18 protein-coding genes are annotated in these 26,678 nt (G+C 44.2%); 14 read left to right on the forward strand and 4 right to left on the reverse strand.

Going from position 1 to position 26,678, the window contains the following annotated elements; genetic code table 11:
- The first annotated feature begins 103 nt into the window (after positions 1–103).
- The 3 genes from treS (at position 104) to NG798_RS07980 (ending at position 6,312) form a co-directional block, all read left to right on the forward strand.
- On the forward strand, positions 104–3,448 hold the full coding sequence (gene treS / locus NG798_RS07970; RefSeq protein WP_261221741.1) for a maltose alpha-D-glucosyltransferase: 3,345 nt from the start codon (positions 104–106) through the stop codon (positions 3,446–3,448).
- A 62-nt stretch (positions 3,449–3,510) separates the two neighbouring features.
- The gene (gene glgB / locus NG798_RS07975; protein ID WP_261221743.1) at positions 3,511–5,430 is read left to right on the forward strand and encodes a 1,4-alpha-glucan branching protein GlgB; all 1,920 of its coding nucleotides are present in this window, start codon (positions 3,511–3,513) and stop codon (positions 5,428–5,430) included.
- Positions 5,431–5,529: 99 nt separating this feature from the next.
- Positions 5,530–6,312, forward strand: coding sequence for a DUF4058 family protein (locus NG798_RS07980; protein WP_261221746.1), 783 nt, complete (start codon positions 5,530–5,532; stop codon positions 6,310–6,312).
- 48 nt (positions 6,313–6,360) lie between these two features.
- On the opposite strand, the gene NG798_RS07985 is transcribed toward NG798_RS07980, so the two are convergent.
- From NG798_RS07985 to NG798_RS07995, 3 genes are all read right to left on the reverse strand, one after another.
- A complete protein-coding gene (locus tag NG798_RS07985; RefSeq protein WP_261221748.1) occupies positions 6,361–10,680 on the reverse strand; it encodes a choice-of-anchor I family protein in 4,320 nt (1,439 codons plus the stop codon).
- A gap of 222 nt (positions 10,681–10,902) precedes the next feature.
- Positions 10,903–13,257 (reverse strand): phosphodiester glycosidase family protein, encoded by a 2,355-nt coding sequence (locus NG798_RS07990; RefSeq protein ID WP_261221750.1) that lies wholly within the window; start codon positions 13,255–13,257, stop codon positions 10,903–10,905.
- A gap of 66 nt (positions 13,258–13,323) precedes the next feature.
- Positions 13,324–14,106: an SDR family NAD(P)-dependent oxidoreductase gene (locus NG798_RS07995; RefSeq protein ID WP_261221752.1), complete on the reverse strand. Its 783-nt coding sequence runs from the start codon at positions 14,104–14,106 to the stop codon at positions 13,324–13,326.
- An 87-nt stretch (positions 14,107–14,193) separates the two neighbouring features.
- On the opposite strand from NG798_RS07995, the gene NG798_RS08000 reads away from it, so the two are divergent.
- The 4 genes from NG798_RS08000 to NG798_RS08015 all read left to right on the forward strand — a co-directional run bounded on the left by NG798_RS08000 (position 14,194) and on the right by NG798_RS08015 (position 20,189).
- Positions 14,194–15,294 carry a YihY/virulence factor BrkB family protein gene (locus NG798_RS08000; protein WP_261221754.1) on the forward strand — a complete coding sequence of 367 codons (1,101 nt, stop codon included), beginning with the start codon at positions 14,194–14,196 and terminating at the stop codon, positions 15,292–15,294.
- 369 nt (positions 15,295–15,663) lie between these two features.
- Positions 15,664–16,038, forward strand: a complete 375-nt coding sequence (locus NG798_RS08005) for a BON domain-containing protein (RefSeq protein ID WP_261221756.1) — start codon at positions 15,664–15,666, stop codon at positions 16,036–16,038.
- Between the two features lie 70 nt (positions 16,039–16,108).
- Positions 16,109–19,219 carry an MFS transporter gene (locus NG798_RS08010; protein ID WP_261221758.1) on the forward strand — a complete coding sequence of 1,037 codons (3,111 nt, stop codon included), beginning with the start codon at positions 16,109–16,111 and terminating at the stop codon, positions 19,217–19,219.
- A 562-nt stretch (positions 19,220–19,781) separates the two neighbouring features.
- On the forward strand, positions 19,782–20,189 hold the full coding sequence (locus NG798_RS08015; RefSeq protein ID WP_261221759.1) for a DUF2294 domain-containing protein: 408 nt from the start codon (positions 19,782–19,784) through the stop codon (positions 20,187–20,189).
- On the opposite strand, the gene NG798_RS08020 is transcribed toward NG798_RS08015, so the two are convergent.
- A complete protein-coding gene (locus NG798_RS08020; RefSeq protein ID WP_261221760.1) occupies positions 20,170–20,619 on the reverse strand; it encodes a response regulator in 450 nt (149 codons plus the stop codon). The genes NG798_RS08015 and NG798_RS08020 overlap by 20 nt on opposite strands.
- 591 nt (positions 20,620–21,210) lie before the next feature.
- Between NG798_RS08020 and NG798_RS08025 the strand changes: the two genes are divergently transcribed.
- The 7 genes from NG798_RS08025 to NG798_RS08055 all read left to right on the forward strand — a co-directional run bounded on the left by NG798_RS08025 (position 21,211) and on the right by NG798_RS08055 (position 26,671).
- Entirely contained in the window at positions 21,211–21,717 is a 507-nt protein-coding gene (locus NG798_RS08025; RefSeq protein ID WP_261221761.1) for a Dps family protein, read from the forward strand.
- Positions 21,718–22,041: 324 nt separating this feature from the next.
- Entirely contained in the window at positions 22,042–22,584 is a 543-nt protein-coding gene (locus tag NG798_RS08030; RefSeq protein ID WP_261221762.1) for a DUF2231 domain-containing protein, read from the forward strand.
- A gap of 100 nt (positions 22,585–22,684) precedes the next feature.
- The gene (locus tag NG798_RS08035) at positions 22,685–23,188 is read left to right on the forward strand and encodes a hypothetical protein (protein ID WP_261221764.1); all 504 of its coding nucleotides are present in this window, start codon (positions 22,685–22,687) and stop codon (positions 23,186–23,188) included.
- Positions 23,189–23,298: 110 nt separating this feature from the next.
- Positions 23,299–24,024 carry a DUF3891 family protein gene (locus tag NG798_RS08040; RefSeq protein WP_261221766.1) on the forward strand — a complete coding sequence of 242 codons (726 nt, stop codon included), beginning with the start codon at positions 23,299–23,301 and terminating at the stop codon, positions 24,022–24,024.
- A gap of 182 nt (positions 24,025–24,206) precedes the next feature.
- Positions 24,207–25,316 carry an S-(hydroxymethyl)glutathione dehydrogenase/class III alcohol dehydrogenase gene (locus NG798_RS08045; protein ID WP_261221768.1) on the forward strand — a complete coding sequence of 370 codons (1,110 nt, stop codon included), beginning with the start codon at positions 24,207–24,209 and terminating at the stop codon, positions 25,314–25,316.
- Positions 25,317–25,396: 80 nt separating this feature from the next.
- Positions 25,397–26,254, forward strand: coding sequence for an S-formylglutathione hydrolase (gene fghA, locus NG798_RS08050; protein ID WP_261221769.1), 858 nt, complete (start codon positions 25,397–25,399; stop codon positions 26,252–26,254).
- Between the two features lie 63 nt (positions 26,255–26,317).
- The gene (locus tag NG798_RS08055) at positions 26,318–26,671 is read left to right on the forward strand and encodes a hypothetical protein (RefSeq protein WP_261221770.1); all 354 of its coding nucleotides are present in this window, start codon (positions 26,318–26,320) and stop codon (positions 26,669–26,671) included.
- Positions 26,672–26,678: the final 7 nt, after the last annotated feature.

A 26,678-nucleotide genomic window follows, 5' to 3' on the forward strand; every position in this document is an offset into this window, starting at 1 on the left:
CAGGCTGAGCCTGGTAACAAGATAGAGCAGGCGGAGGCTCCTTCTCACAAACGAGCGCCTCCCTTTCCAAAACAAAAAACACTTGAATAAAACAGGGTTCCAAATGACAAATACGATTTTAAAAGACGATCCATTGTGGTTTAAGAATGCGATTATTTATGAAGTGCCGGTGCGGGCTTTTGCAGACAGTAATGGCGATGGTATTGGCGATTTTCGTGGCTTAACAGAAAAACTCGATTATTTGCAAGATTTGGGCGTAACGGCACTTTGGTTATTGCCCTTTTTTCCGTCTCCTTTAAAAGATGACGGCTATGATATTTCAGATTACACATCAGTAAACCCAATTTACGGCACATTAGAGGATTTTCAAGACTTTTTAGCTGCCTCACATCAGCGCGGGTTGCGGGTAATTATTGAGTTAATTGTTAACCACACTTCCGACCAACACCCCTGGTTTCAACGGGCAAGAAAAGCCCCGAAAGGTAGCCCCGAACGCGATTTTTATGTCTGGACGGATCACCCAGAAAAATACAAAGAAGCCAGAATTATTTTCAAAGATTTTGAAAGCTCTAACTGGAGTTGGGATGCCGTTGCTCAAAGTTATTATTGGCACCGGTTTTACTCCCACCAACCAGATTTAAACTATGACAGCCCAGCCGTGCAAAAAGCGGTTATTGATGTGCTGGATTTTTGGCTAGAAATGGGAGTAGATGGGTTACGTTTGGATGCCGTCCCCTACCTCTATGAACGCGAGGGAACAAACTGCGAAAACTTGCCAGAAACCCATGAATTTTTGAAGAAATTGCGCCGGCACGTTGATCAGAATTTCCCCAACAGAATGCTGCTTGCCGAGGCAAATCAATGGCCAGAAGATGCGGCACAATATTATGGGCAAGGGGATGAATGCCACATGAATTTTCATTTCCCCTTGATGCCGCGTTTATTTATGTCATTGCGGATGGAAGATAACTTTCCAATTAGCGATATTTTGGCCCAAACTCCCCCGATACCAGATAATTGTCAATGGGCGGTTTTCCTGCGAAATCACGATGAATTAACCCTGGAAATGGTAACAGATGAAGACCGGGATTATATGTACAGGGTTTATGCTCAAGACCAAGAAATGCGGGTGAATTTGGGCATCCGCCGGCGCTTAGCACCGCTATTAGGAAATGACCGCCGGCAGATTCAATTATTGAATAGTTTGTTGTTGTCTTTGCCAGGAACGCCGGTGCTTTATTATGGCGATGAAATTGGCATGGGAGATAATGTTTATGTGGGAGATCGCAATGGGGTAAGAACTCCGATGCAGTGGAGTCCAGATCGCAATGCCGGTTTCTCACAAGCCAATCCGCAAAAGTTGTATTTGCCGGTAATTATTGATTCGGAATATCACTTTACAGCCGTGAATGTGGAGGCACAACGGGCTAATCCTAACTCGCTTTGGTATTGGATGAAACGCTTAATTGCCACGCGAAATCGCTTTCAGGCATTGGGGCGAGGAACGTTTGAATTATTGCATCCAGATAACCGCAAAGTTTTGGCATTTACCCGCACCTACAATGATGAGCATATTTTGGTGGTGGCGAATTTATCGCGGTTTGTGCAAACCGTTGAGTTAGATTTGTCGGCATTTAAAGGCATGGTGCCGGTGGAAATTTTTGGTCGCACTGAGTTTCCGCCTATTAGCGAAACGTCTTATTTTCTCAGCATTAGTCCCTATGGGTTTTATTGGTTTAGTCTCAAACTGCAACCAAGTTTAACCAGTCTGCCCAGAGCGCAATCACAATTACCGCTTTTAACAGTCGAGCATAGTAATTTTGAAAAGATTTTTGCTCAGGCACAGTCTTTAGAAACTCGCAAGTTTGCGTCAAAATTAGAAGCGATTTTGCCTGATTATTTGCAAGGATGCCGGTGGTTTGGTGGCAAAGCTCGCCCCATTCAATCTACGCAAATTATAGAGACAATTTCTCTGCCTTACAAGGATGTTCACGCTCAAATGATTTTCTTGAAAGTTGATTACATTCAAGGAGATCCTGAAACGTATGTTTTGTTGCTTTCTTATGCTGAGGGCGAACAAGCGGCAAACTTGTTAACAGAAACGTCTCAAGCAGTTGTGGCTCGCTTGCAAATGGCCAATAAAAATGAAGCAGGAATCTTATTTGATGCAGTGGCAGATAAGAGCTTTTTAACCTTCCCCTTGGATGCTATTGCCAGCAATTCTTCCTTTAAGGGTGCCGAAGGTAAATTAGTGGCTCATTTAACCGATTTATTCCCGCAATTGCGCGGCGATGCTCCTTATTTAGAGCCTTCTCTTTTGAAAGGTGAGCAAAGCAATACCTCAATTTTTTATGGGGATCGCTTCATGCTTAAACTGTTCCGCAAAATTGAGGAAGGTATTAACCCAGATTTGGAAATCGGGCTATTTTTGGGCAAGACAAAATGCTTAGAACATTTTGCCAATATTGCCGGTTGGTTGGAATACCGACGTCCCAATAGTAAACCCATAACTCTCGGAATTTTGCAAGAATTAATTACCGAGGCACGGACTAGCTGGGATTACACTTTGGATAGCTTGCGAGATTATTTTGAGCGAGTTGAAGTGCTGCCGGCAGAAATAGGAGAACTGCCTTTTCCCACGCCGTTTAAATGGGAAGAAAACGAAATTCCTGAACTCGTAACAAACACCATTGGCGCTTATTTAGCCAATGCTCAAATTTTAGGGAAACGCACCGCCGAATTGCACCTTGCCCTCGCTTCCGACTCCGAACATCCCGACTTTTCCCCGGAACCTTTTACCTCTTTTTATCAGCGGTCGATTTATCAATATGCTCGCAACCAGTCAGGCAAAATTTTACTGCTGTTAAAACAACGAATCAAAACATTGCCCCCAGAAACGCAAAAGTTGGCTCAATCTGTTGTCAACCGGCAACAAGAAATCCTCGACCGATTCGGCTTAGTTATCAATCAAAAAATCACTGCAATGCGGACTCGTTTGCATGGCGACTATCACCTCGGCCAAGTGCTTTACACCGGCAAAGATTTTATTATCATAGACTTTGAAGGAGAGCCGGCCCACACTTTAAGTGAACGTCGCATGAAACGCTCACCTTTACGCGACGTTGCCGGGATGTTACAATCCTTTAAATATGCGGCCACAATGGCAGTCCGCAATGAAATGGAAAGCGGGATGGTGCGGGCTGAAAATGAGCCGATTATGCAAGAATGGGCGCATTTTTGGTACTCTTGGGTTAGCAGTGCTTTCTTAAATGCTTACCTAGAAACCGCCGCCCAAGACTCATTTTTGCCACAAACTCAGCAAGAATTGCAAGTGCTTTTGGATGCCTACATTTTGGAAAAAGCTATCTATGAATTGGGCTACGAACTCAACAACCGGCCCGACTGGGTAGACATTCCTTTGCAGCGCATTTTGGAATTACTTTCTTAGGGTAAATTATGCCCACCCGCCGGTGGGCAATGCCCAACTTACTAACAAAAATCAGGAGAATTATGACTGTTACATACCCAACGATCACCACAGATTTTTCCCTCATTACCGAAGACGATATTTACTTATTCAACGAAGGTTCCCACTTCCATCTCTACAACAAACTCGGTGCCCATTTTGTCACTCATAACGGCACCCAAGGAACTTATTTTGCAGTCTGGGCACCCAACGCCCGATATGTTGCCGTCAAAGGCGATTTTAATGGCTGGAGTAAAGACAGCCATCCTTTAAAATTACGCGGCTCATCAGGCATTTGGGAAGGCTTTATACCCAATCTTTCCAAAGGCACAGTCTACAAATATCACATCGTTGGGCATAACAATTACGAAGTAGAAAAAGCCGACACCCTAGCCCTCGCCAGCGAAGTTCCCCCCAAAACTGCCTCCGTTATTTGGGATAGCGAATACACCTGGAATGATAGCGACTGGATGGCAAAACGTAGCGCAATTAATAACCTCAATTCCCCCATTTCTATCTACGAATTGCACATCGGTTCATGGATGCGAGTGCCCGAAGATGGCAACCGTTCTCTTTCCTACCGAGAACTCGCCCCCAAACTGGCAGAATATATCCAAAAAATGAACTTTACCCACGTTGAATTTCTGCCAATAACTGAACATCCTTATTACCCTTCTTGGGGCTATCAAACCACCGGCTTTTTTGCCCCCACAAGCCGCTATGGAACCCCTCAAGACTTCATGTATTTGGTGGATTATTTACACCAAAATGATATCGGAGTTATCTTAGATTGGGTTCCCTCTCACTTCCCCACCGACTTACACGGACTGGCTTATTTTGACGGAACACATCTTTTTGAACACGCCGATCCTAGACAAGGTTATCACCCCGATTGGAACAGCGCAATTTTTAATTATGGACGCAATGAAGTCCGCAGTTTTTTAATTAGCAGTGCCTTTTTTTGGCTAGAACAATGTCACATTGATGGCTTGCGAGTAGATGCGGTTGCCTCAATGCTTTATCTCGATTATTCCCGCAAAAATGGTGAGTGGATACCCAACCAATACGGCAGCAATGAAAACCTCGAATCGATTGCCTTTTTACGCCGGCTAAATGAAGCGGTTTATACCCATTTTCCTGATACAATGACTATTGCCGAAGAGTCTACCTCTTGGTCAATGGTTTCTCGTCCTACTTATTTAGGCGGTTTGGGATTTGGTTTTAAGTGGGATATGGGGTGGATGCACGACACTTTGAGTTATATGTCTGAAGATCCCATTCACCGCAAATATCACCACAATAAGCTTACTTTCCGAATGCTTTATGCGTTCAATGAAAACTTTATTTTGCCGCTTTCCCATGATGAAGTGGTGCATGGCAAAGGTTCGCTGATTAACAAAATGCCGGGGGATTATTGGCAAAAATGCGCTAATTTGCGCGCACTTTATGGCTATATGTACGCCCAAGCAGCCAAAAAATTGCTGTTTATGGGATGCGAGTTTGGCCAGTGGAGTGAGTGGAATCATAATACAAGTTTAGACTGGCATTTGTTGGATAATCCTCTGCATTCTGGTTTGCAAAAATGGGTGGCGGATCTTAACCACATTTACCGCGAAGAACCGGCACTGCATGAGTTAGATTTTGATTGGGCCGGTTTTGATTGGGTTGATTGTAATGACTGGGAAAATAGCATTATCAGCTTGATTCGCAAGGGTAAAAATGCTGAGGAAACAGTATTTATTGCCTGCAATTTTACGCCGGTTCCTCGTTATAATTACCGCCTTGGTGTGCCGACTGCCGGTTTTTGGAAAGAAGTTTTGAATAGTGATGCCGGCGAATACGGCGGTAGTAATTTAGGCAATTTTGGTGGGGTTCATGCTGATGAGATTCCTTGTCATGGACATGATTTTTCTGTGAGTTTGACTTTGCCTCCTTTGGCTGTTGTTTTCTTTAAGTTGGGGTAATTTTTTAACCAGATAAAAAACGCCGAGAAACGCAGAAGAACCTCTGCGTTTCTTTTTTTGGTGTTAAACTAGAGGAGGTTTGTGTTTGGAGGAGAGTTTATGCCTTCGCCTTTTCCGGGGATGAATCCTTATTTAGAAAATCGTAAACTATGGCGGGATGTCCATCACAGGTTGATTACAGCCTTGGGTGATTACCTTTCCATACAACTTCGTCCTAAGTATATTGTGGCTGTTGAAATAGAAATTTATAAAACAACCGAAGAAAATATAATGGTTGGAGTTCCAGATGTCTCCGTACAACGTCCGCTAACTACAAAAAACCCCATAACAACCAATGTCGCCGTAGCGGAACCGGCAACCGAACCGTTAACAGTAACCCTACCGATGCCCGAAATTGTTAAACAAGGATATTTAGAAATTATAGATGTGGTGAAACAAGAAGTTGTAACAGCAATAGAACTTATTTCCCCAGCAAACAAGCGTTCTGGAAAAGGCCGCATCACTTATGAAAAAAAACGTTTAGAAATCTTGGGCAGTTCAACACATCTAGTCGAAATAGATTTATTGCGTTCTTGGCAACACCTGCCCTTTGAAAATGGCATTGAAAGTGACTATCGCATTTTGGTAAGTAGAGCAAATCACCGACCTAATGCTGAGTTATATGCTTTTAATATACAAGATAATATTCCTAAATTTCCTATTCCTTTGAAATCAGAAGATGTTGAGCCGATAATTAATTTACATGAGCTATTAGAAGGAGTCTATCACAGGGCAAGTTACGATCTCAGAATTGACTATAACCAAGAACCAACTCCACCATTCTCTGAAAAAGATGCAGTTTGGGCCGATAACTTATTACGACAAAAACAATGCCGGCAATAAAAAAGCCGATTTAAACAAACCGGCTTTTTTTTATCAACCTATCTCAACTTAAATCAGCGCAAAATCAGATGCCTCAATCAGCGAAACATCAACGCCGTTGAGGGTAGCCAGCAACTCGTCACCGCTACGGATTAAAGTTGCCGTTCCTTGGGAAGCAATTGTTAACTGTTGGAACGTTAAACCACCACCTAAAACAATCACATCTTCTCCGTTGGTAAAATCTAAAATCTCATCACTACCCTGTCCTTTTTGCAAGAAAAAGCGGTCATTTCCTGCACTCCCCGTCAGAGTATCATTGCCAAGATCACCGGCCAGAAAATCAGCGCCATTTTCCCCCGTCAAACTGTCATTATCCTTGCCTCCATAAAGGCTATCATTTCCCTCACCGCTATCAATTAAATCATTGCCAGCATTACCAAAAATCAAATCATTTCCATCTCCCCCATTAAGCGTATCATCCCCCAAATTTCCGCACAGAATATCAACCCCGCTATTTCCAAACAGCAAATCGTTATCTTTTCCACCGTGTAAGGTGTCGTTTCCGTCGCCACCTTCGAGAGAATCATTGCCGGTATTTCCAAACATCAAATCATTACCGCTATTGCCATAAACCAGGTCATTTCCTATTTCCCCCAGCAAGATATCATTGCCATCCAATCCCAATACCACATCATTATCTTTGCCGGCAAAAACAAAATCATCACCGTTCCCTGCATCAATATAATCAGCCCCGGTATTTCCAAACAGCAAATCATTGCCATCATTGCCATAAAGATTATCATTTCCGCCGCTACCAATTAACCAATCATTGCCGGTTAATCCGCTCAATTTTTCCGCAGCTTGACCGCCAATTATTGTATCATCTGTTGCTCCTCCCTCCTGTGTTTTTTCAACCGTATTCGCATTAGGAACCGGAACATTATCAGAAGTTGGTGCCGGTGTTGGCGTTGGTGCCGGTGTTGGCGTTGGTTGGGGTGTTGGTGTTGGTGTTGGTTCAGGTGTTGGCGTAGGTTCAGGTGTTGGCGTAGGCGCAGGAATTCCAAATAGCGTAACTGTCCCACTAACCTCATTAGAAACTGCCAACATCGGTTGATTATTTGGACTATTTTCTGCCGAAATAAACTTCAACCCTTCCGGTGAAATATCATTGCCTGTTTCCCCACTAAAATTATTGTTTTTCAAGTAGTGAACAAACACCGGCTTTGTCGGATCACTAATGTCATAAACCATCACCCCACTGATGCGTTCTAATCCAATAAACGCATAAGTTTTTCCATCAATAACGCCAGTCACAACGGCTTCCGGTTCTACACCTTTATTGTCGCTGCGAGTATCAAAACTTTCTGTATCTCCCTCCGAGTTAAATGCTTGAGGAAATAAAGCAGCAGTAATGCGTTCAAAGTCATCTCCGCTATCATAAACTAACTTGCCTTGTGCATCCCAAATTGAAAACGACCGGCCCCCAAAAGCAAACAATTGATCATAATCACCATCGCCATCCGTATCGCCATTTGCCGCCGTCACTTGTAACCGGCCTAATGCTTCATCCGCTTGCAATTCCGCAGCATTAGGAAAAGCTGTTTGATCAAGAATTAAATCTTTAACTCTTGTTTCCTCACTGTAACCATCATAATCGCGGCTGTCGCCTTCATTAGCAGTGATAATGTACGTTTGACCATTAATTTCAAAACTGGCGATAGCATCCGGTTGATACATACCAAAAACCGGCCAGTTTTTGATATTAATTCCCCCATCTCTATCACTGGCATCAAGCGCATTGTTAACCGCATAATCTTTAAAACCCAAAGGAACAATATTTGTAATCGTCCCCGTAGCAATATCCAAAATAGCCACCGCATTACTTTCTTGCAAAGTAATCCAAGCCGTCTGTGAATCCCCAGAAACCGTAATATATTCCGGTTCTACATCTTGATCCAGCGTTGCATTCGGCCCAAAAACGCGCAAACCTTGCGATTTTAAAGCATCCAATTGATCATTAAATGCCGTAAAAGATGCCGTAGTTACTGTCGCATTTGCCACCCCATTTGACAAATCAATCACACTTACAGAACCTTCAGGATCAGTAGTGTAATCGTCGCTGGGTTCCCCTTCATTTGCCACCAATACCTTTAACCCATCCGGGCTAAAAGTTACCATATCCGGCAGGGCACCCACCTCAACAGACTTTAAAAAAGTCCCATTCGTATTAAAAAATGCAATAGTTCCGGGTGCTTGTTTATTGGAATTTTCCACCGCTACCGCAACAATACTTTCACTTTCTCCGCCTGGCGAATACACCGCCACACTATTTGCAACAGCGCCATAAAGTTTGACATCAATTTCAGCAACTTTTGTGGGAATTGTAGGATTAGAAATATCCAAAACATCAATCACAGCCGCCTGTGCATTTACCACAAATAAACGCTGACTTTGAGAGTCATGGGCAACAATTTCTGCCGCACTTTCTCCCGTAATGCCGGTGCTGTAACTACCCAATTTTGTGAAATTAAATCCAGCTTGCACCGGCACCGTATCTTGCCGTACTGCTAAATTTTGAATTCGCTCATCTTCACTATTAGCAACATCCGCACCATTAAAACTTCCCACCGTTGCCAAATAATCCGCTAATGCTTTTTGTTCGCCGCCTTCCGTCGAAAAACTAACCGTCGTTCCCGCCGGCACTAAATCAACACGATTTAACGTTTCAGCAAACGCCGGAAACGGATAACTATCACCACCACCGGCCAAAAAATTCAGCGTAACCGTCCGAAAAGTTCGCAGTGGATCGCCAACAATTTCCCCATCTTTTACTACAGTATCTATCACATTGCCGGCGCTATTTTTTACCACCAAAGATTTCACCCGACTCCCCGCAGCCAAACTCGCATCAAAGCTAAATTCCATCCCTCCAACTTGCGGAAATTGACCCGGTGTTGCCCCTGGTGCCGTCGCCGCAACCCCATGCTCAATCACCTGTTTTAACTGCGCTGCATTCAACGTTAAAAGCGTCAGAGTATTATTAAACCTCAAGGAATTTTCGATATCTAATTGCGAAATTTCCCCCGCTTCTTTTCCTGCTTCTGGGTTCGCCACCGGCGGCGTTTTTTGTCCAGCATTAGGATCATTTCCCCCACTTCCCACAACCGCACCAATAGAAGCGCGAATTCCACCACCATTTTTAATCGAAATTACCACCGACGGATCGACTTTTTGAGCAGCAGATAAATTCGCATCCGCCGTGAGGTTTCCGAAATTCGTTTCTTGGGTGCGGACATCGTTTCTTTCCCCATTTAAAAATACCTCGGTTTTCCCGAAAGTATTACCATCTTTGCTAAAAATTACCCCAGAAAGCGCATCTGTAACCGCCACAATTTGCGGGTTAGGTGCCGCATTGCCGGTGTCTATCACCCCTTGCTCATCCGTCGCATAGGCACCGCTAATATTGGGGTCAATACTACTTGGAATTAACAACCCATTATCATCAAATTGTGCCACCAACCGGCCCACATATTCATAATTAGCAGCAGTATTAACAATCGCCACCGGCTCACCATTTGCCGTAGTTTCTAAAATGGGATAAACCCCACCCGGAGTATCACCAACCCGCAAACGATCTGTACTATCTGCCAACAAAGTATGAGAACCGCCGGCAATAATTACATCAACATTTCTCAACCGCGAAGCCAGGTCAATTTCTACTTGCAACTGCTGCATATGAGACAACAGAATAATCTTATTAATTCCTTGAGCAACTAAGGCATCTATAGCTGGTTGAATTGTTGCTGCCAACGCATCAAAATCTTCGGGATTTGCCGGTGAAACAACCACCCCACCCGGAGAAGAAATACTAGGCAATAAAGGTGTCGTTGCCCCCACAATTCCCACTGGTTGCCCTTGCACTTGAATCACCGTGCTTTTTGCAATTGTTTTCGGTTGAGGTGCTTGTCCATCCGCAACAACAAAGCCGGCTAAATTGCTATCATTTGTAAAGTCTAAATTTGCACTGAGATAAGGAAAAGCAGTCCCAACATAGCCATTTCCCGAACCAATTAAAGAGCCAACAGTTGCAGTGCCAAGATCAAATTCATGGTTGCCAAAAGCTGACGCTTGAAAACCAATATTATTAGCAATCACAATATCCGCTCGTCCGGTTCCTTCTCGACCTAAAACAGACCGCATACTGGCATCACCACCGGCCACTAAAAACGGCCCCGGAATGTAATTATCACCCGATGAAAGAATCAGTGTTTGTTCAGGATATTGAGCTTTCAGCGCGTTAATCACAGCAGAAAATCGCGGTGCATCTTCTAAAGCAGCGATACCGGCTTCCAAGTCAGAAGCGTGGAGAATTTGCAAAGTAATTGCCATAAATTAATTCTGGGGACTAGAGAGCCTTTTTTGCCATATTTTCAACTCCTACGCTCTCATTTAAAGCGCCCAACAGCGGTTATATTTCGGTTAAAGACTTAATAAGTTTTGGTTATTTAGTAGGTTGGGTTTTTCAACCCAACCTTTTTTTATACCCCAACTCCTTGAAGCTTTTATAAACTCTTTTCTTGATAATTTTCTTCCCAAAAAACCATTAGCCTTTTATTTCCTAAACACAGCCAACCCATTATGCACGCGAGCCGCTGTTTCTGGAAGCCGGTTAATTAACTGCCCTCCCAGATATAAACTCGTCGAACTTCCCCCATCTAAATTAAGCGCTTCTGTAGCCCCTAATTTCAGCATTAATTGAGCCGTTTCTGCAAACGTGACTCCCTTGCCACCCACGCGATTATGAATTGCCGCAATCAGCAATTCTCCTGCCGGTGTAATTCCTAAACAACTGCGAATCGCCATTTGTTTTACATAAGCATCGCTGAATTGTTCTGCCGGTGCATCAATAGCAACTTTTCCCTCTTGCAACAACACCGGCCCCGCCCCTAAAATATGAGGAAATTCCATAAAATCTGCCGGCACCGTTGCCGTCTCCAACTGTACTTTACTCCCCACCTTAAACGAAGCCGCCACCGAAGCAAATGCTCGCAACGTTAATAAATATCCATCCTTGGGAATAACAACCGGCTTTTTATTTGTTCCGGTTCCCCCAGGCGTTTGAGCAGTGACAGCATTATTCACAACAGAAATAATAATTTCATCATCCAATAACGGCGTATAATTTGCCCCCCATTCCCCTGTATAACGACTAATTCCTGCCTTGACAAAACCGCTATTTAATGCTATGCTCAAGTAGCGTTGTCCGTTTTCAGTAATCACCGTTTCTTGCAACGCCAAACGAGAAATTTTAACTCTTCCTTCATCATTCCAAGCAATTGCGCCTCGGTTAAAATTTGGGCCGGCCAGCCATTTGCCATCGCGGCGAATTGCCCCCAGCGGCAAAACATTATTCCGATTAAAAAATCCCGCATTAATCGCCGCCAAAGCTTGCCATTTTTGCGCCATTTGTAACAGGGAAGTCGTCCCCGCCATACTATTCGGATCTGCCCAAATAGGCCGTAAAATTAACTCAGTATCTTTTAAACTTACACTCAACCAATAAACGGGGAAACGGTCAGTATTAATCCTTAGATATTGCTGTTGCCAACGCAGCGAACTTACCCAAGAAATTTGTTTTTCAACTAAAGCATCAGGACGCAACTCTATGATCAATCTAGGAGGGTTTGCAACCGTAAAAAATTTCAATCCAAAACCATCAGGGAGATTGCTTCTGAGAGTGATTTGATTATTACTAGGAAATGCAAATGGTTGTCTGGGTCTTTCTTTTGCGGCGCCGGTTTCCCCTTCATTTTTATCGCCGGTTGGCTTAACATTTGGATTACTTAAATCGGGGGGGTCTATAGGTCTTGGTCTATACTGATCTAAAATATATTGCGGTGCCGTTGCTTCCAAAACAGCCACCCATTCGGCATTTTGTTGATAAACCTGTATAGGAGTAGGCCGGTTAAAATTAATTGTAATCCGACTCACTGGGTTTAAATCTTCAAAATTTATCATATCAATGGCTGCCGGTGGAGTAATAAGTTTGAGTGTATTTCCCTCAACTTCTACCAGCAAATTATTAGCTTTTAATAAGGCCGTTACATCCAAAAAACGCAAAGATTTTTCTAAGAGAATGGGCAAAACAAACGGTTTTGTCGGATCAGAAAACCACCCTACCGGCTGTTTAGAAACCTCCCCAGAACTTAATAACTCAATTCCCAGAATTTGCCCCGCCGCCACTTCACTTAAACCCGTCCGGGGAGAACTGCCATAACCCCACTGAACCCAAACACCGGCCCCCGATTTTCCATTAATAGAAATACTCTTACCTTCGCGGATAATTTTCGGTTTTGGTAGTTCTACAATAGCTGAAGAAACGATAGCCGGTGCTTGACCCAAACACACCAAAGCTTGATAAATAAAAGCCGCCACCTCACCACGAGTAGCACCGGCATTTGGATTAAAAACTTTAATATCAGAAAAATTAACAACCAACTTAGCAAAAGTCGCAATAGTTATCGGCTCTTTAGCATAACTAGGAATTTGATCAGCATCACTATAAAAATCAGATAAAACTAAACTCCCCGCATCTGCACCAACCCAAGAACCAATACCCAAACCGGCAACTAAAGACACCAAAGCTTGAACACGAGTAATATTATCTTGAGGCAAAAACCGCTTATTAGGAAAACCCGATAAAAACCCTGATTCAAAAGCCGTTTGAATAGCGCCAGCCCCCCAAAAAGAAGCCGGCACATCGATAAAATCAATATAATTTCGTACCTTCGGACGTTGAAAAGCCTTTAATAAAATAGCCGCAAATTGGGCCCGCGTCATTACCTGTTCAGGGCGAAAAGTACCATCAGGAAAACCGCTAACTATACCGCGACTTTGCAAAGCAGAAATAAAAGCTGCGGCGGGGTGATTAGAAATATCAGAAAAAACCGATAAAGCGTTAGTCATAGAATCAAACAAAACTTAGGGCGAGGCTCTGCCCACCATATCATAAGCCGGTAGGCAGAGTCCAGCCTAACCTATAAGCAAAGATTGACCACCATCAATCCAAATTTCTGTACCCGTGATATGGTCAGAAAGATCCGAAGCCAAAAATAGCACTAACTGTGCCACTTGTTCCGCCGTTCCAGACTTTCCATCCGTCAGAGGAATTTGACCCTCTGGGTATTCCACCGGCTCTTTTACCTCCTCAATATTTCTCCGTTCTGTATTGCTATCAATATTCGTAGTAATAGCACCCGGACAAATCACATTCACCCGAATTTTATAATCCGCTAATTCCAAAGCCACCATCTTTGCAAAAGCAACTTGAGCAGCTTTCGTAGAAGAATAAGCAGTGGCGCCGGTGTTACTAAAAACACGAGTTCCATTAATCGAAGAAGTGATAATAATTGACCCACCATTACGTTTTAATAACGGAATAGCATATTTAACAGTTAAAAACGTGCCGGTTAAATTAATCTTAATCGTTTTTTCCCATTCCTCCACCTCCAAATCTTCCAGAGGTGCCCACACCCCATTAATACCAGCATTAGCAAAAACAATATCCAACCGGCCCCATTTTTCCTCAACTTTTTGATAAGCCTGTATCATATCTTCCGGCTTAGAAATATCCCCAATAACCGGCATCGCCTCAACCCCAAACCTCTCAAGCTCTCTGACCACATCTTTTAACTCATCGTCTTTGCGGCCCAAAGCAGCCACTTTCACGCCCTTTTCAGCCAGCAAGACGGCGGCAGCTTTGCCAATTCCCGATCCCGCACCTGTAACTAACGCTACTTTATTTGCAAGTTCCATAAGCTAATACGCAAATTCTTCCTTTAGCTAGAGGCTATTAAAACGCTTCCACCGCTAAACTACATCTATCATTAGGAGCAAACTGCCGTGAAACTCAAAGAGATTATCGGCCTATTTAAACAAACCTTTGCCGAATGGCAAGAAGATAAAGCCTCCCGCTTAGCAGCAGCTTTAGCGTACTATACCGCTTTTTCCATTGCCCCTTTATTAATCATAGTAATTGCCATAGCAGGCTTAGTTTTTGGGCAAGATGCAGCCCAAGGAGAAATTGTCGGACAACTTCAAGGTTTAGTTGGCAGAGAAGGTGCCGAAGCCATCCAAACCATGATTGAAAATTCACGCAAACCAAGCGAAGGAATTATAGCCACGCTGATAGGTTTTGGCTTTTTAATTTTTGGTGCAACCGGCGTTTTTACCCAATTACAAGACGCCCTTAATACTATTTGGGAAGTCGCCCCAAAACCCGGAGGCGGCGTTACCGGTGTTGTTAAAGAGCGTTTTCCGTCCTTTGCAATGGTCTTAGGAATTGGCTTTTTATTATTAGTTTCTTTGATTTTAAGTGCCGGTTTAGCAGCCTTAAGCAATTATTTAGGGCATCTTATCCCCAGCCTGCAATTATTATGGCCGGTGGTAAACTTTCTCTTTTCTTTCTGCCTGATTACCGTTTTATTTGCGATGATTTATAGAGTTCTTCCCGATGCAGAAATTGCCTGGGGAGATGTGTGGATCGGCGCTGCAATTACTTCCTTTCTATTTAGCATTGGCAAAAGTTTAATAGGATTGTATTTAGGCAACAGCAGCATCGGTTCAACCTACGGCGCAGCCGGCTCATTTGTGGTTTTATTATTGTGGCTAAACTTTTCAGCACAGATTTTATTTTTTGGTGCCGAATTTACTCAAGTTTATGCGAACAAATACGGCTCAAGAATAGTGCCAACAAAAAATGCAGTGCGTCTCACCGCCGAAGATAGAGCCCAACAAGGCATTCCCCGCAACAAAGACCTCAAAGCCATTGCCGAACAAGACAACAACTGGCCGGCATCGGAAGAACCCCAGCAACCGCAAGTTACCCCCACCACCAAACGCAAACCACCCCACCCCGCAGCTATCGCACTCAGTATGCTAATAGGAGCATACCACACCGGCTCAAAACTTTTTGGTGGCAATAAACCTAGTAAAAGAAAGTAACTTTGTCATTTGTCATTGGTCATTTGTCATTTGTCATCCCCCCCTTTTTAAGGGGGGTTGGGGTGGTTCTCATTTGTGATTAGAAAAAAAATTGGTTAGGTTTTTTGGCCTCAACAAAACTCATCACCACTTTAAAAAAACTTAATTTTTTTCTGAGTCAAGAACCCTTTTTCCATTGTCATTATAAAAACTACGTTAACAGAGAGAAACTTAACCGATAAACACAATTTATTAATATTAAGTTTTCCTCAATTGCCAAAGGCCGGTTCGCTAAATCTATCTTGCAATTCTCTCTACAGGCAGATGTGCGAACTGGAGAATGGATTTTTAAATAAGAGATAAGACAAAATCTCTTTGAGGAAAAAAATTATGGGTTGGTTAAAACGACTCTTTGGCTTAGAAAAACCACAAGAAGGACAAGCCCCGCAACAACAACCGCAAGCCCAACAGCCGGTTTATCAACAACCGGCCTCAGCACCCGCAGCCAGCGCCCCGACTCCGCCCGAAAAAGTTGGTTTACACGGAGAATACGACCAAAGCGGCTTAGCCAAGCGTGTCGCCCTAGCATTTGATGAAAACGCAGAAGTCGCAGATATTGACACAGTTTATGTTGCCCAACTTGGCAGCACCGTTGTCCTAAAAGGCAAAGCACCCAGCCAAGAAATCCTTAATCAACTGGTTTCGATTGCCCGAAATGTACACGGAGCAACCGCAGTGCAAACCGATCAAGTTTCGATTGGCTAAAACCTCGAATGGTGGCGGAACTCCCCCTACCGCCACCGCACAATAAACGAGCCTTATTAAGAGGAAATTCATGTTTCAAATTACAAAAATAATCACAGAAGTGTCAACGGGGCAACTCTGGCTTGCCGAATTATTGTCAGGAGAGCGGATAGGCACCGCCGAAACAGCAGCACGCACCTTTTCGGGGCCAGAATTTTTAGTGGCATTGCTATCAGGAGTCGTTCTAGCTTTTGCCTTTCAACTATTATTCACAAACCTCTCTGTCGCCGCCGGCATCACCTACTTAGGACGTAAAGGAGACGACAACGACAAAGACAAAGATGATGACAGCGACTTTGGTTCAACGATCCGCAAAGTCAGCAACGGCGTAGGAATTTGGACAGTAGTCAGCGTCAGCGTAGCCATCTTCTTTGCCAGTTTGCTCGCCGTTAAACTCAGCTTAGTTTCCAGTCCTTGGCTGGGAGCAATCCTCGGCTTAGTCATCTGGGGAACCTACTTTTGCCTGCTCGTCTGGGTAAGTTCCACCACCGTCGGCTCGCTCGTTGGTTCCGTCGTCAATAGCGCCACCGCCGGCTTTCAAGCCCTTTTGGGAACCGCCACAGCCGCCCTTGGAGCCAAAGCAGCCAGTAACCAAGTAGTCTCCACCGCCAAAGACGCCGCCGCCGCAGTGCGCCGCGAACTCACCGCCGGTTTTGACCCCAACAGCCTGCGCGACAACGTAGAAGACTACCTCTCAGGTATCAAACCACCGGATCTTGACCTGCAAAAAATTCGCACTCAATTTGAAAACCTGCTCAACGATCCACAACTCAAAGAAGTTGTCAGCAGCGGCGGAATCGCAAACATCGACCGGCAAACCTTTGTCGATTTAGTTAGCGCACGCAGCGACCTTTCCAAACGCGATATCAACCGCATTGTAGACCAACTCGAAAAAGCCTGGAAACAAGTCGGCAGCCAACTACAACAGCCCGCAGACAACCTTTCCGCCCTCGTTAACTACCTCAAATCTGCCAATCCCAGCGACCTGCTTTCCGACCAACTTGGCAGCCGTGTTGATACAGTAGTAAACGAACTCAAAAAACGTGGCCAAAGCCAAAACCCCACAATGATGAGCCAAGCCGGCACCCTGGCTTTAAACACATTAATGGGAGTCGTTTTAGGCCGTACCGACTTATCAGACTTAGACGCCCAAACCGTCATCAATAAACTCAAAGAAGCCACTGATCAAGTCACAACAAAAGTAGATCAAGCCACCACTGCTGTCACCCAACCCATCCGCCCCTACAGCACAATTCGCGCCGACGTTGATAACTATCTGCTAAACACCCATTCTTGGCAGATGAACACCACCACCGTAGCGCCAGATTTCAGGGATGTATTATACGACCCAGACGCAGATCCAGGCACAATCCGCCGCGAAGTTGAACAACTCAACCGGCCTTATTTTGTCGAAAAACTCGCCAGTCGTGGATTGTTTACCCAAGCAAAAATCAAAGAACTGGCAGACACAATGGAAGCCGTGCGCCGCGAAATTTTATACGTCGTGAGTGCAGCCGAAGAAGAAGAAAAAGCCGTACAACTTCGGGATAAAGTCGAAGATTATATCCGCTTTACTCCCAAAGAAAATTTAACTAGCGGTGCCATTGAGCAAAACTTCAGACCGATTTTGCAAGATCCACATATCAGCTTTGAACAATTGCAAAATCGCCTCCGACCATTTGACCGGCCCACCCTGCTGCAAATTCTTTCTACTCGCCAAGATTTGACAGCAAATGAAACTAATTCCATCCTACTCAACCTAGAACATTCCCGCGATCTTGTCTTGAACGAGTCGCAAGAATTACAGGAACAAGCCAACACCCAACTCGTTGCCGTGCGGCAAAAACTTGAATCTTACCTGCGGAGCACCGGCAAAACCGAACTCAGCCCCGAAGGCATCAAGCGCGATTTACAAACCTTGTTCAACGACCCCCAAGCAGGGATGTGGGCATTGCGGGCACGATTTTCTAACTTTGACCGCGATACACTTGTCCAATTGCTGGCCCAGCGTCCAGACTTGAGCCAAGAAGAAGCAAATCAAATTATTGACCGCATCGAATCAAACTGGAATAGCGTAGTTTATGCCCCGCAAGCAGTAGCAGATAAAGCCAAAGAACAGTATGACAAAGTAACATCTGCCATTACAGATTATTTGCGGAGTACCGGCAAAGAGGAACTCAACCCGGAAGGCATCCGCCGCGATTTAACAAAACTGCTCACCGATCCAAAAACCGGTGCTTTATCACTGCGAGATCGTCTGTCTCACGTTGACCGCGATACCCTGGTAAAATTGCTTTCTCAACGGCAAGATATCAGCGAAACCCAAGTCAATGAAATTATCGACTCGGTGCAAGATACCATCGCTAATCTTATTCGTGCCCCGCGCCGTGTTGCCAAACGAGTACAGCAACAAGTCCGCGATTTCCCAAGTACCCTTTACGATTATTTGCGGAACACCGGCAAGGATGAATTAAACCCCGAAGCCATCAAACGCGATTTGCAATTGTTGCTTCACGATCCCTCGGTGGGTGCTCACTCTTTGGGCGAACGTTTATCACATTTTGACCGTTCAACCTTCGTGGCGCTATTGTCGCAACGCCCCGATATTTCCGAACAAGAAGCAAACCGCATCGCCGATCAAATTTTTGCAGTGCGCGATTCGATAGTGATGCAAATTCAAAAAATCCAAGACCGTGTTAAATCAGTAATTGATGGAATTTTGGCACGAATTCGGGATTATTTGAACTCGTTGGATCGCCCAGAATTAAATTATGACGGCATTCGCCGCGATGTGCGGAAGTTGTTTTACGATCCACAAGCTGGTTTTGATGCCTTGCGAGATCGTCTGTCTCATTTCAATCGGGATACTTTGGTGGCAATTATGAGTTCCCGCGAGGATATTTCCGAAGCGGATGCTAACCGAATTATCGATCAAATTGATGGGGCGCGGACGAATGTTCTCCAACGGGCTGAAAGTTTGCAAATGGAAGCCCAGCGACGTTTGGAAGAATTAAAGCTGCAAGCTCAAAAGTCTGCTGAAGAAACTCGCAAGGCGGCTGAGTCTGCCTCTTGGTGGTTGTTCTTTACGGCTTTGGTGTCGGCAATTGCCGGTGCCGGTGCCGGTTTTCTGGCGGTGCTCTAAGGGCTGTTACCTCCGTAAAGTCCCATTGGTATGAAATTTTGTCGAAGCGGGTGTGAGGTTTTGAAAAATCCCACGTCCCCGCCAACAGAAGGGAGAGACTTTACTCCCTTCTTTTTTTATTGTTTTCGCCGGCTGTCGATTAGTCTTGACTGCATTTTCTACAAAAAATAATTCAGATATCGGTTTTGAATCTCCTGCCGCCGCTGGGACTTTTGGCGCCCTCATATCTAAAATCTAGCCTTCTCGCCTCTTAAATTTTTTCGGACTTCCGCCCATCCCCCCTAGGTTCAATTGAAAAATTGTCGGTTTGTCAACTAGATATCTACGCAAAACCCCCCAATAAGCCTCTAAAGCGCGTTTGTCCTGTTTTTGTTTACTGCCAACCTCGCAAAGATTGCCGCTGAGTTATTTTTTCCCTCTTGCCAGATTTCTGCCCTGTCACTTCTCTAAAATCATTCGTTAGAGCGAGCATACAAGCTCAGCGACTTGTGGTAATGTTGAGATAACCGTCTTGATGATGGTTAATGTTTATCTCTATTCTTTTTGTGTTGCCCTGTGATCTATGCCAGACGATTCAACTCTTACTCGCGGCCAACTTGAGCGGGCTCTCTCGCAGCGTATCCTGGCTTTGTACCGCCACCAATTAGGACATAAGCCTGGGAAAGTTGACTGCCAAATTTGTGATGATAAAATTTCAATTGTTTTGGAGGATTCAATTACAAAACCTGAGCAATTGTTAGCAGAAAATGGTCAGGAAGAATTAGCTAAGCAAGTCCGCTCCGAGTTAAATGATATGATTCAAGTCCAACTTAAAGAACTTTTGGAGGAATTGTTAAATATTCCTGTACTAGATTTGCTCACTAACGCTAAGATAGACACCGGTCGCACCGGCACCATTGCGGTGTTAGAAAGAGCCCCTCAGTTTCGGGAACGTCCTTCAGGCTCTCCAGCTAAAAGAGAACCCTCCTGAAACTTAACTGGGCATTTACAACTGCTTCAAGGTCTTCTAATAGATAGGGCTTGCTTAGATAGCCAGCGCAACCGGCTTGTAGTATTCGCTGCCGGTCTTCTTGTTGTGCTAGTGCGGTGACTGCTACCACTGGAATTTTCAGGGTAGTTGGGTTGTTTCTGAGCCGACCTATCAACTCTAATCCGTGAATATCGGGTAAGAGAATATCGGACAAAATTAAGTCTGGTTGGTGGTTTTGGGCCAAAAAAAGCGCCGTTAGACCGTCTGCTGCTAAGAGTGATTCACAGCCAAACAAATCTAAAAATTGAGCCATGAGGTACAAGTTGTCTTCGTCGTCATCCACCGCCAAAACTAACGGGGTTCTGCCAACAAATTCGAGGCCGATCTTCAAACGGGGGTCGAACGCCATAGTCGGGTGAGTGCAATTCATTTACGAGCAAGTCCTCCTTGATCACAGGAATCTTGACGAGGCACTCTTGAAGCGGCGAGCAGGCGCTTGCAACAGATTGGCTCGTATCTAAATCAAGCTCATTGATAGGTCTTGCCGGTGCTAAGTTATGCCCAAAGGAAGACGCAATCTAAGCTAACTCTATTCAATTTTCACATCTCTGTTAACGCAGACTCTATAAAAATAACATTAAATTATAAAGTTTGTTGTCGGCTGTCAAGCAATATTTCTGGCCTTTTTGATTGTTGAGATTCGTTCTTAAATTCACTAGGCCGTCGATTTAGCGCTGAGTTGGTATGTTTGGATACACATTCTCACTGAAAACAAGAGCTATTTAATGAGTTCCCCCTCTAGGGTGATTCCCGCTGCGGCACTTTTTGAGTTTAATAGAGCTAACAGCTTGCTTTATTTCGGGAGCCTTGAATTTATCTCAGGCTCTCAAAATCTGTTTAACCTTTTTTTGTTAGAAAATCTTTAGACTTTTGTAGGGGCTTGCTGCCCATTTTTTCGCTAAAAACAAATTAATTGGGGGCTTTTGAGTAGTGATAAGAAAAAAGAAGAGGAGGAGTTAATATGACGTTTAACTCTTGGGAGAATTTGCCCGCATTTTCGGAAATAAATTTAGGAATTGGATCAGAAAAACGGCAAGAAGTCGCGGCTGGACTCTCTAGGGTTTTAGCAGATAGTTATACGCTTTACCTGAAGACTTATAACTTTTGCTGGAATGTGAGAGGGCCATTGTTTATTGTGCTGCATCAGTTGTTTGAGCAACAGCACGCACAACTGGGAGATGCTCTGCAAAAAATTGCCGAGCGCATCCGCACGTTAGGATTTCCAACACCGGCTACTTTTGCTGAATTTTCGAGCTTGAGTGTAATTCAAGAAACTGAGGGGATACTGTCAGCAGAAAAAATGATTTGCTCCTTAATAGAAGGGCATGAGACTTTGGTACGCACAGTGCGCTCGGTGTTGCGTTTGGCACAGCAAGCTGATGATCAAGTGACCGCGCTTATGTTAATTCAGCAAATGCAAATATATGAAAAAAATGCTTGGATTTTGCGAACTTTGTTAGAAGGTTAAGCTTAAAAAAATCGGCCCGCCTTGAGAAAATACCTCTATCCCTAAAAAAGACGACTAGGGAAGGTGAAAATAAATCTTTTACGACTTGATTCTGAGGCGAGGGGGGTAGGGGCAAGAGGTGAGATGGCGCTCAACACTAAATAGATATTTCTTTTGGTTATTTCCCTAGAGGGATTCGGGCAAGGGCAAGCAAGCGTTAGAAATATGAATATAGCCGACCAGGTTCAAAATGCCGGTGGAAACTGAGCAAAATAACTTAATACTATCGGCTGATTGGGAAATTTTTATTGTCCATCATTCTCGAAGTTTAATAGGTAATAACGCATGGAAACAACCGAACGCAACACTACACCTTACCCAAATATTCCGCCGGTGATTGAAACCCATAACAGTGAATATCACGACACCGGCATTCCCAGTAGCGTTAACATTGCCGGTCATCCGCTGCACCCAGCAATTGTACTTTTTCCGATTGCTTTTTTAGTGGGCGCCTTTGGCACGGATGTCGGCTATTGGTTAACCAAAGATCCTTTCTGGGCAAGAGCTTCGATTTGGTTGATTGGTAGCGGTTTTGTGGCCGGTATTGCAGCGGCTATCACCGGCTTTCTGGACTTTTTTAAAGTTAAACGAGTGCGCCAACGTAGCGCCGGCTGGCTTCACATGGGGGGTAATGTTGCGGTGATGGTTTTGTCCCTAATTAGCTGGATTATGCGCCTGGATAACACCGCTGGTTTTATTGTGCCTTGGGGTTTAGGCATTTCTTTAGTGGTGGCAACTTTGTTGGGAATTACCGGCTGGTTTGGTGGCGAGTTAAGTTTCCGTCACAAAGTCGGTGTGATTGGCACCAGCAGCCACTATGATTCTTAGTTTTTGTTGAGTTCAATCTTTAGGATGAAGGCAAAAAGTTAAATTTATATCTTCATCCTTTTTTCCTGAAAAAACCAAACAATAGCTAGAGGAGGTTAGTATGAATTACGCTGAGTTGTTGATGATAAAAACTGTTCGTTTAGTAACAATTCTTTCTGGGAGTTTGCTGTTTGGTGTGCTGGGGAGTTCTCTGGCCGGTGTGGCTGAGGAGCCTATGAATTCTCAGCCAATGAGGCAGCAAACCGAGCCAGGAGCGAGTCTTCCTTTGCCTGAGCAGCAACAAGGAGCGATGTTGCGGGTGATGCCGGTGGATGGTCAATTGATCGTAAAACTCATTAACCAAACTGGCGATCCGATTACTTATCAAGTTGTGGAAGATACCAAACCCCGCTTTCTTTCTGCTGATGGAGAAGTGCGGCTGACAGATTTAAAAGCGCCGCTGACTTTGACTTTTCATCGTCCGAATGGTGGACTGATTTCTGTGAGTTCACAGCCTTCTTCTGAAGCCGGAGTTTTGGAAGTGATGCTCAATCAAACAAGCAATTTGAGCGCCGATAAAAACGCTTTAGTTGTAGAAACAAATGGCTTGGTTTTTGTGTATTAATTCCGCTTGCAGCTAATCAAAGCAAGGAAAGTTTTAAGAAGAATTTAATTTTTGATTAGCTGCTCCAAAAGAATCTAAATATTTTCACACCGAAGAGAGAAAATTTCACTATGATTGTTAATTTGATAGAGACGGGCTGGGAAATTATTTACCATCGCGCTCATGCTTTGCTGGCTGCTCAAATAGCCGGTGAGTGGAACAGAGAAAATTCTCCGCCTCGTTTATATGAAACTGTGGCGGCTATTTCTCATCACGATGATTTGGAGAAGGAATGGGAAGGAAATCATTTAACTTCTGCCGGTGCTCCTTTAGATTTTACTTTGCAGACAGACTTTGATCTTCCGAAGATGAAAAACTTTACCCAAAATGCTCGCTATCGGGGCCGGTGGGTGGCTTTGTTGATTTCGATGCACATGAGTTTTATTAATGAAGTCCAACGCGGAGAATTCCCGGAGCTTGATGAGTTTCTTGATGAGCAATTAGAAAATCAAAAAAAATGGCGCGAAGAGTTAGGAATTACGAAAGAGGAAGGGGCTCGATATTATGCGTTTTTTCGCTGGTGTGACCGGCTTTCTTTAATTCTCTGTCAGCGCAAATTACCGGATCGTGAGCGTTCTTTGGAAATTACAACTTGGCCCGATGGCATACGCTATGAAGTGATGCAGCGTCAAGATCAGACGGTGACGGTAACACCTTGGCCTTTTGAAAAAAAAGAGTTTACGCTGAATGTAGAAGCGTCTAATCTTGAGCAAATTAAGTTTGAAAGTAGCAATGAACTCACGGAAGCTTTGCTAACGGCACCAATCCAGGTTTTAGAATGGAATTTTGTTAAGTGATGGGCAATTGCTGACTTTGTAGGAAAATTAAGATTTGGAGGCTGGGTTATTAACCCAGTCTATTTTTTTTGCTAGCAGAAAGAGTCCGAAAAAGGCTGTTTCTAAAAAAAGCTGGGTTTTTAACCTAGCGCAGTCACCAGAAAAAAGTTATAGTTATGGCGATAATTGTGGGGTAAAAATCTATGGATGTGAAAGCAGCAGTTGCTTGGGAAGCCGGTAAACCTTTAAGTCTTGAAACTGTTAATCTGGAAGGGCCAAAAGCCGGGGAAGTTTTGGTGGAAATTAAAGCCACCGGCATTTGTCATACGGATGCTTATACACTTTCTGGGGCTGATCCAGAGGGGTTATTTCCGGCGATTTTAGGCCACGAAGGTGCGGGAATTGTTGTGGAAGTTGGGGAGGGGGTGAAGAGTGTTAAAGTGGGCGATCATGTGATCCCTCTTTATACGCCAGAATGCCGGCAATGTAAGTTTTGTTTAAGCAGAAAAACGAATCTTTGTCAAGCAATTCGAGAAACTCAAGGACGCGGAGTAATGCCGGATGGAAGAAGCCGGTTTTCAATTGATGGGCAAATGATTCATCATTATATGGGTACTTCTACGTTTGCAAATTATACGGTTTTGCCGGAAATTGCAGTGGCAAAAATTCGTGAAGATGCACCGTTTGAGAAGGTTTGTTATATCGGTTGTGGGGTGACAACGGGTATCGGTGCGGTGATTTATACGGCAAAAGTTGAGCCTGGATCTAATGTGGTTGTGTTTGGTTTGGGGGGGATTGGTTTAAATGTGATTCAAGGGGCAAAAATGGTGGGGGCTGATAAGATTATAGGTGTGGATATTAATCCGTCTAAAAAGGCTTTGGCGGAAAAGTTTGGGATGACTCATTTTGTGAATCCGCATGAGTTAAATCGAGATTTGGTGCCGTATTTAGTGGAGTTGACGGGGGGTGGGGCAGATTATAGTTTTGAGTGTGTTGGAAATGTGAATTTGATGCGTCAGGCGTTGGAATGTTGCCATAAAGGTTGGGGGGTTAGTGTGATTATTGGGGTGGCGGCGGCGGGCCAAGAAATTAGCACTCGTCCGTTTCAATTGGTAACGGGAAGAGTTTGGAAGGGTTCGGCTTTTGGGGGTGCCAGAGGACGGACGGATGTGCCGAAGATTGTGGATTGGTATATGGATGGTAAGATTAATATTGATGATTTGATTACTCATGTTTTGCCGGTGGATAAGATTAATGAGGGGTTTGATTTGATGAAGCGGGGGGATTCTATTCGGACGGTTGTTACTTTTTAGGGGGGTTTTTTAACCGCAGATATAAAGCAGGCAGGATGCCTGCTCCACAGATGGGTTTATGGTTTTTTGTTGTTAGGTAAATGGTGAATGTTATGTCTGGGTTGGTAAATTTAGTTAGTGAAAGTTTGTGTTTTGGTGGGAAGGTTGGTTTTTATAGCCATCTCTCTTCCTGTTGTGGTTGTGAGATGCGGTTTGGGGTTTTTGTTCCTCCCCAGGCTCAGGAAAAACGGGTGCCGGTGCTTTATTTTTTGTCGGGTTTGACTTCGACGGAAGAAAATTTTTTGATGAAGTCTGGGGTGCAAAAATATGCGGCTGAATATGGTTTGATGATTGTTGCACCGGATACGAGTCCTCGTAATACGGGTACGCCTGGTGAGGATGATGATTGGAATTTGGGAACGGGTGCCGGTTTTTATGTTGATGCGACGGCGGAACCTTGGAATAAACATTATCAAATGTACAGTTATGTGGTAAAAGAGTTGCCTGGGGTTATTGCGGAGAATTTCCCAGCCCAAACAGAAAAGCAAGGGATTTTTGGGCATTCAATGGGGGGACATGGGGCGCTTATTTGTGCTTTGAGAAACCCGAATCAATATAAGTCGGTTTCTGCTTTTGCACCGATAGCGTCGCCGATTGCTTCTGAGTGGGGACAAAAGATTTTTGGCAGCTATTTAGGGGTAAATCAAGAGGCTTGGCGTGAGTATGATGCGAGTGAGTTGGTGTTAAGTCATCGGTATCCGGGGACTATTTTAATTGATCAAGGTACGAAGGATGATTATCTGGCTCAGTTATTGCCCCAAAAGTTTGAGGAAGCCTGTAAAAAAGCCGGTCAATCTCTGACATTAAGGATGCAAAAAGGTTATAATCATAGCTACTACTTTGTAGCGACCTTTATAGAAGACCACATCCGCCACCACGCCGGCATTTTAGGCTCCTAAATTTTGATTAAAATCCTCACCCAAACATAAAATTTATCTGCTATAGGCTGCGGTTAAAAAACCATGAAAAACAAACATACATGGCTAATCATAACAACTCTGATTTTCTTGCTATTATGGCAACAAAGACAGCCAGCAATCGCACAACCTGGAGTCGATTCGCGTGTTAGCAGATTGGAGTCAGAAATTGCTAGTTTGAGAGGGCAAGTTAGTCAATTGCAATCGCAAGTTTATCGTCTGAGTAATCGTGCTGATCCTGGGGGAACGGCACCTCGTGTGGAGGCTCCTGAACCGCAATATAGTCCACCAAATTATATTTCTAAATCGATGTTTGATCGCCTGGCTACTTTGGTGATTGAATTGAAAGAACGGATGGATACAATTGAGCAGCGAGTGAGGGTTTTGGAGAAAAGATGAGACGGAA

This window comes from Ancylothrix sp. D3o (genome assembly GCF_025370775.1).
Classification (GTDB): domain Bacteria; phylum Cyanobacteriota; class Cyanobacteriia; order Cyanobacteriales; family Oscillatoriaceae; genus Ancylothrix.